Raw genomic sequence first — 7,004 nt, forward strand, 5'->3', positions numbered from 1 at the left:
ACCGTTACCGAGAGACCCATGAGCTGTCCCGCTTTCAGATCCGGCAGGTCCCCGCTGGCTCCGCCGTCGCCGCCCGTCGCGTCGTTTCCCGGCGCCGCCTTCGTCGCGGTCGCCGTCCTCGCCGGCGTGCCGTCTCCCGCGTCCGCGCAGGCGCCGGGGTTCGACGCCGAAGCCGAGGTGCGCGCCCTGATGGAACATCCCTCCGTCCAGGAGGCGTTCCGTCACATCGAGGAGAACGACCCCTGGACCATCGCGACCCTGCGCGAACTCACTCAGATCCCCGCGCCGCCCTTCATGGAAGAGGTGCGCGGACAACGGTTCCTGGAGCTGCTTCAGGAATCGGGGGTCGATTCCACCTGGGTCGACGAGGAGGGCAACGTCATCGGCCTGCGCCGCGGCAGCGGCGCCGGAACGATGATCTTCTCCGGGCACCTGGACACGGTCTTTCCCGAGGGAACCGACGTGACCATCCGGGAGAACGGCGACACGCTGTTCGCGCCCGGCATCGCCGACGACACCCGCGGCCTGGTGGCCGTGCTCGCGGTGCTGCGCGCCATGAATGCCGCCGAGATCCAGACCGATCAGGACATCTGGTTCGTGGGCACGGTGGGCGAGGAAGGCACCGGCGACCTGCGCGGCGTCAAGCACCTCTTCCGTGAGGGCTCGCCGGATTTCAGCGCGTTCATCTCGATCGACGGGCTGGGGCACAGCGGGGTGACCAACGCAGGCCTGGGGTCGCACCGTTACCGGGTGGCCTTCAAGGGGCCGGGCGGCCACTCCTGGGGAGCGTTCGGGCTCGGCAACCCCATCCACGCCCTGGGACGCGCGGTGGCGGCCTTTGACGCCGAAGCCAAGCGCTACACGGACAACGCGGCCCAGCGCACCAGCTACAACGTCGGCACGGTGGGGGGCGGCACCTCGGTGAACTCGATTCCCTTCGAGGCCTGGATGGAGATCGACATGCGCTCGGAGAGCCCCGAGGCCTTGCTTGAGATCGACGCGGTCTTCCAGGCAGCGATGCGGCGTGGGCTCGAGGAGGCCAACGCGGTACGCGCCCGGGGCGAGGAACTGACGCTCGAGGTCACCATGATCGGCAACCGGCCCAGCGGCGAGATCCCGGAGGATCACCCCTTTATCCAGCGCGCGCTGGCGGCCACGGAGCTCATGGGCGGCATCACCTCGCTGCGGCGCTCCTCAACCGACTCCAACACGCCGATTTCGCTCGGCATCCCCTCCGTCACCATCGGCGGCGGCGGCGCGGGCGGAAACTCGCACTCGCTCGCCGAGTTCTTCATGAACCACAACGGTCCCATCGGCATCCAGCGCGCCCTGCTGATCCTGGTGTCGCAGGCGGGGATGGTGCCGGTGATGTAGGGCTTCGCGTGCCCTCCCTTTTCTCTTCCACCCGCGAACGCCGCCTTTGGATGTGGACGGCGGTTGTCGTTGCGGCGATCTACTCGACCCTTGGGCTGGCGCGCACCCTCGTCGACTACCTGGGCAACGACTTCTTCTCCGTCTGGCTCTTCCTGGCCGGGTGCCTTCTCGTCCTGCTGACCGTCGTGACGCAGGGGCTGAGGGTCCGCCCCGGGGGCGCCGAGATCGCGGTCGCGCTGGGCGTTGCGGCCGCCTATCTGCTGATCGTCGTGCGCATGTCGGTCCCGACGGAGCGCTCTCACCTGGTGGAGTACGGCGTGGTCGCGGTCTTCATTCACGAGGCGCTGACGGAACGGGCCAGCCGGGGGCGCCGGGTTCCAGAGCCCGCGCTGCTCGCGATCGTAGCGGCTTCCCTGGTCGGCCTGATCGACGAGGGAATCCAGAGGCTCATTCCCAACCGCGTTTTCGACCCCGTCGACATCCTGTTCAACGTGCTGGCCGCCGTGATGGCCGTCACCGCAAGCGTGGCGCTACGTTGGGCCCGGCGTTGGGGCTCATCAGTCGTCAGGCGCGCCATGGGGGAACCTGGCCCCGAGTAGCGCGGGTACCAGCGCGGGTCGTCCGCTCCGGTGGACAACCGTCACGTCACGCCGGATGACCGGGGAGGAGTCGTTCTCATGCGCAGACACACCATGCTGTTCGGTTCGGTGCTGGCCACGGTTCTCATCCTGGCGGGATGCCGCGATGCGACGGAGCCGCCGGTCGAACCGCCGGTCGAACCGCCCGTTGAGCCGCCGGTCGAGCCACCGGTTGAGTTCGAGCCGGGGCCGCTGGGCGCGGTCACGCTGGAATCGGGCGAGGCCGTGCGGCTGCGCATGATGCTCTCGGTGACGGTCGCGCCGACGCTGGGCGCCGTGTCCCGGCAGGCGGCCCAGATCGCCGTCGGGGACTTCGGTTCAGTCCGCGGACGCGACGTCGACCTCGGCGACCCGGTCGACACGAGCTGTTCGCCGGAAGGCGGCCGTGCGGGTGCGTCCGGAATCGTCGGCGACCCGCAGGTGGTGGGAATCATCGGCACGAACTGCTCCGCCGCAGCCGTGGCAGCGTCGCCCATCGCCAGCCATGCGGGCCTGGTCATGATCTCGCCCAGCAACACCTCGCCGCGCCTCACGTCGGACCTGGCCGGCAACGCGGACGCCGACTATCACGCCGGATACTTCCGCGTGTCGTCCAACGACCTGCACCAGGCCCGAGCTCTGTCGGACTTCGTGTACAACCAGCTGGAACTGCGGAGCGTGGCCACCCTTCACGACGGCGACCCGTACACGTCCGCCCTGGTGGCGGCGTTCGCCGACGCGTTTGCGGCGCTCGGGGGCGAGGTACCGGCCCAGGCCAAAGTCGAGAAGGGCGAAACCGACATGACGGACGTTCTCGTGGAGTTCGCGACAGCCGGCCCGGACGCCATCTTCTTCCCCCTGTTCGTGACGGAGGGATCGGCCTTCGCCGCGCAGGCGCGCGCCTTCGACGGGCTTGAAGGAACGACCCTGATTTCCGCGGCCGCGCTGCTGGTCTCCGCGTTTCTGGAGACGCCGCAGTCGGAGGGGATCTACTTCGCCGGCCCGGAATCGGACTTCGGATCGAACGTGAACGAGCGGACCGGAAGGAGCGGACAGCAGGTACTGGCCGCCTTCGACGCCAGGCACGGCGGTTTTCCCGGATCACCCTATTGGGCGCACACCTACGACGCGACCACCATCCTCCTCTCGGCCATCGAGTCCGTTGGCGTGGAGGATGGCGACAGGCTGCACATTGACCGCGCGACGTTGCGCGAGCAGGTGGGATCAACAGCCATGAGCGGCATTGTCGGGACGATATCCTGTGACGCCTTCGGCGACTGCGGCACCGGACGGATGAACATCTACCACCACACCGACAACAGCGTCACCGATGTCGCCCAGCTGCCGGTCGTCTACGTGTACAGCCCCTGACCCGGCGGGCGCGCGCGTCCACGCAGTCGCCGCGTCGTCACGACCAGTCACCGCGTCGTCACGACCAGTCACCGCGTCGTCGCTACCAATCACCGCGTCGTCGCTACAGAGATTCCTCCACGGCTTCCCGAGCAGCGGCCTCGATCTCCCAAGGGATCTCCGAATCGCGATAGAGCGCGGCCCCGTTCGAGAGCGTGAGACCGTCGCCTTTCCCCGGGGCGGCAGGATGCACCGATGGGACCGGGGCCAAATCCCTCAAGACCTGTTTCGGCGCGTCGGCCAGCATCTTCCCGCCGCGCGTGAAGAACACCACCGTCCCGTCCGTGGCCACCGACAACTTCACCCGCCCCTCGTGAACCGCGCGATGATGCCGCCGGCAGAGCGGAGTGTGAATCGCCAGAATCCCGGCAGGGAATCGGCTAACTACTTACAGGGCTGCACGATCTGCGTTTCCTGCCGCTGTACTGGACCTTGCTGGACCGAGCCGCCAAAGCGGGAAAACCGGATCCGAATGGCGAGACTCCCGCACACGCTGCCACCTCTTCTTTGAGGTCCCGGAAACCGACCTCTCGTTGAGCTTTGAAAGCCGAAGTGGACCCTGCCCCGCCTTCACGGACAGTTGAAGCCTTGGAAACTGGCCGTCCTGTTGCTGGCGACCGAGTGTTCGGGCGACGCGACAGCCCCTGAATCGACAACTTGGGATGCTTCCGGAACATGGCGGGAAGCTCTAGGGATCAACCCCCGGACCCGCTTTTGCCTTTCTGGAATCCTCGAAACATAGCTCACACAATCAGCGTCCGGTACTCCACCAGATCGGTGTGCATGACCCGCCGTAGCGCGTCCCAGAGGCGGGTGGCGTGGCCTTTCGGGCGTTTGCGTTTTGCCGCAACCCCTATGAACTTGACGCAAGGGTCCGCCCATCTTGATTGGAGGCGGCCGACCGGACTGCGCCGTGGAGGACTCATGATCCCTGCCGCCCACCGCCACCGCATTCTTCAAGATGGAGAAGAAGGGCTTCCCGCCGACTTCGGTGCAGACGTGCGGCTCGATCGGGACATCCAGCACTTCCTCGGAATCGCCAAGGGCATCCTGCTCGATAAGCATGTGGATGACGCCGAGGCCGAAAGCCTCCTTGAATGGTGCGAGGCGCACCCGGAAGTTGTTGTCCGGTGGCCTGCCAACAAGGTATACGGATGCCTTCACAGCATCTTCGATGATGGGGTGGTGGACGAACGAGAACGCAAGGAACTCACCGCTCTGCTCGAAAACGTGACCGGGGGCGCCATCGGCCCCAAGGAGACCCCGACATCCCTGCCTTTCGACGATCCCCTCCCAGAGCTCCATTTCGCGGACCGGGTGTTCGTCTTCACGGGACGCTTCGCCTTCGGGCCGCGCACCACCTGCTGGAGCGAGACCGAGAAAATGGGCGGCATCCCCCAGAAACGGATCACCTTCAAGACCGATTACCTGGTGATCGGCACTTTGGCAAGCCAGAATTGGAAGCATGGCGCTTTCGGAAGGAAGATTCAGAAGGCCGTCCACTACCGAGCTCAGAGCGGAAGGCCAGCAATCATTACCGAAGATCATTGGGCCGCCCCTCTCTAGTCATGGCGGCATGACCGATCCACCGCCGGAGGATTCGGGCATTCACTTCGAGCATCCCGGACGAGTTAATCCGGGTGGCATGGCGGAACTCCTCCTCAAAACGAGCGGCTAGTTCCACAATCTTGGCGCGGTCAAGCCGTGTAACGTCTTCCCTCCTCTTGCCGATGAAGTGCGATGAGCGGAGGATGTCGAACACATAGGCTTCGGCTACGATCCACGGGTCTCCCTGTTGGACAACCTGCCATTTCACGCGACGGAAGCCTCTGGTTTGCCACGCTGACAAAGCCGCCATGACAACGCAAAACGCGGGGATTGCCCATGTCCAGTCAAGCATGTGCTGGACCCCCCACCACACTCCTCCCCCAGAAAGCCACCCCGGCCAGCGGAGCATCCGCAACCGCTCGGTGATGGATATGGCATGATCCATAGCCTCGTATCCTCGCCATGCCGTTCTGACGTAGCGCTTGAGCTTGCCCCATGCCCTATCGTCACTACCGCCCGGTGATTGCATCACAAGTGCATAATCGCCATCCGAACGGGCGTCAGCTCTCACCGCCGGAAGGGTGAGGTGCCTTTCCGCGCTCGCGGGGCGAGAGCCCTGCCGGCCTGCCGGGCGTTTGCGAGGTCCACTTTGAGTTCGCGTACTTCGTCCGTGAGGCTGGTGGCTTGGTCGTCGAGCGTCCGGATGTCTTCGGCCAAGACGTCAATTGCCTTGACCAGTTCGAGGATGGCCTTCTCGAGGCTGCTTGAGCAGTCCATGAGCTACTCCCTTGGGGTAATCCTTCCGTGTCCGTGGAGACAGGTTGCCGCAACTTCTCAAAGCGTATCCGCATGGCGCCACAGGTTTCAATCCCCCCAACCCACCGAGGCCAACCGCAAAGGTCTGGCGGGAGTCGTTTTCCAACCCGGCGATAAGGCGGAACGCCGGGAATGGAGTGAGATGCGGGGCGTCAAACGCGATCTGCGGGTGAGCGGGTCACCTCAGGGGTTCGTCAGCCTCTGCCGGCCACAAAGTGAGTCGAGAGTATCCATTCCATGTCAAGTGGATGCACACTTTTCTCGAAGCAACCTGCCCCGAAGTGTCTCTCGCGACGCCTCGGGTTTCAGGGCCCGGTGTTGCCCGCCTCAATCATCCGTGAACGCTCTCTGCCTGCCTTGGGGGCCGGGAACGCTGGACAGGTGCAGTTGCCTGCGGCACCCCGCCATCGGCGCCTCGTTGCCCTACTGGTGCTGGGCGCGTGCCCGGAGTCTGTCGCTGAGGTTGGCGACGGCCAACCGGATTCTCGTGTTCACTTTTAGCACTACACAGAGCGATGACGCGCCGCGGTGCTCTTCCAACGCATCTGCGGCTGCGGTTGGCGGGTCTCGGACGCGGCCCCCACGGGGGTTTCTGGCGCGGCTAAGGTCCGGGAGCCAGCACACGCGATGTTGAACATCGCGACTGGCGAGGGGTGCTCCGCCCCCCTCGACCCCCCATTAGGTTCCGCTCCGGCAACGTGCGCGGTTTGGGGGTTCCGCCACCTCCGTGGGGTCCGAGAGTCCCCGGACCGGTCGCCCACCGTCGGCTTTGCGGCTGAGTCTGCGGAGTTGACCGGCGAGGCAGCGGCGGCGGCGTTGCCACCGCTTCGGCGCCGGTCCCCCCGGCCTCCGGCACGGACTCCGTCCGTTCCTTCAGCCGGGGTCGAGTCCCTTCCCACCCCGGACGGAAGGAATCCCGTCCAAACGTCCCGGTCGGAGGGACGGGCTCCCGCCCGCCCCGGAGACGGGGAGGACCGGCGGGCGCAGAGCCCGAGCCGACGGGGAGGCCAGTCCGCCGGTCTGGTCCCGCGAGCACCCCGATGGCGCGGCTTACGAAGGTTGGGCCTCGGGCTTCCGGGGACCGGCCATGTCGGGCAGCCTCCTCTAGCGGCGCGCGAAAGTGTCGTCCGGGGGTCTGGGGGGCATCCCCCAGCCAGAGTTTTTGTGAAACAAAATAACATCTAGCTCCTCCGAAACCCCGCAAACCGCGGGGACCCCCTGCGCAAAGCCCGGCACGAC

At 66.1% G+C, this 7,004-nt stretch carries 6 protein-coding genes; 4 read left to right on the forward strand and 2 right to left on the reverse strand.

Annotated elements, in window-relative coordinates:
* Positions 1-18: 18 nt before the first annotated feature.
* The 3 genes from OXU32_02785 to OXU32_02795 all read left to right on the forward strand — a co-directional run bounded on the left by OXU32_02785 (position 19) and on the right by OXU32_02795 (position 3,362).
* Entirely contained in the window at positions 19-1,374 is a 1,356-nt protein-coding gene (locus OXU32_02785) for a M20/M25/M40 family metallo-hydrolase (GenBank protein ID MDE0072895.1), read from the forward strand.
* An 8-nt stretch (positions 1,375-1,382) separates the two neighbouring features.
* Positions 1,383-1,973 (forward strand): VanZ family protein, encoded by a 591-nt coding sequence (locus OXU32_02790; GenBank protein MDE0072896.1) that lies wholly within the window; start codon positions 1,383-1,385, stop codon positions 1,971-1,973.
* A gap of 78 nt (positions 1,974-2,051) precedes the next feature.
* The gene (locus OXU32_02795; protein ID MDE0072897.1) at positions 2,052-3,362 is read left to right on the forward strand and encodes a branched-chain amino acid ABC transporter substrate-binding protein; all 1,311 of its coding nucleotides are present in this window, start codon (positions 2,052-2,054) and stop codon (positions 3,360-3,362) included.
* 103 nt (positions 3,363-3,465) lie between these two features.
* Here OXU32_02795 and OXU32_02800 read toward each other — a convergent pair whose 3' ends face one another.
* A complete protein-coding gene (locus OXU32_02800; GenBank protein MDE0072898.1) occupies positions 3,466-3,705 on the reverse strand; it encodes a hypothetical protein in 240 nt (79 codons plus the stop codon).
* Positions 3,706-4,325: 620 nt separating this feature from the next.
* On the opposite strand from OXU32_02800, the gene OXU32_02805 reads away from it, so the two are divergent.
* Positions 4,326-4,967 (forward strand): BRCT domain-containing protein, encoded by a 642-nt coding sequence (locus OXU32_02805; GenBank protein MDE0072899.1) that lies wholly within the window; start codon positions 4,326-4,328, stop codon positions 4,965-4,967.
* Between the two features lie 549 nt (positions 4,968-5,516).
* Here the strand turns inward: OXU32_02805 and OXU32_02810 are convergent.
* Entirely contained in the window at positions 5,517-5,726 is a 210-nt protein-coding gene (locus tag OXU32_02810; protein ID MDE0072900.1) for a hypothetical protein, read from the reverse strand.
* Positions 5,727-7,004: the final 1,278 nt, after the last annotated feature.

This window comes from Gammaproteobacteria bacterium, from assembly GCA_028819075.1.
Classification (GTDB): domain Bacteria; phylum Gemmatimonadota; class Gemmatimonadetes; order Longimicrobiales; family Gaopeijiaceae; genus BD2-11.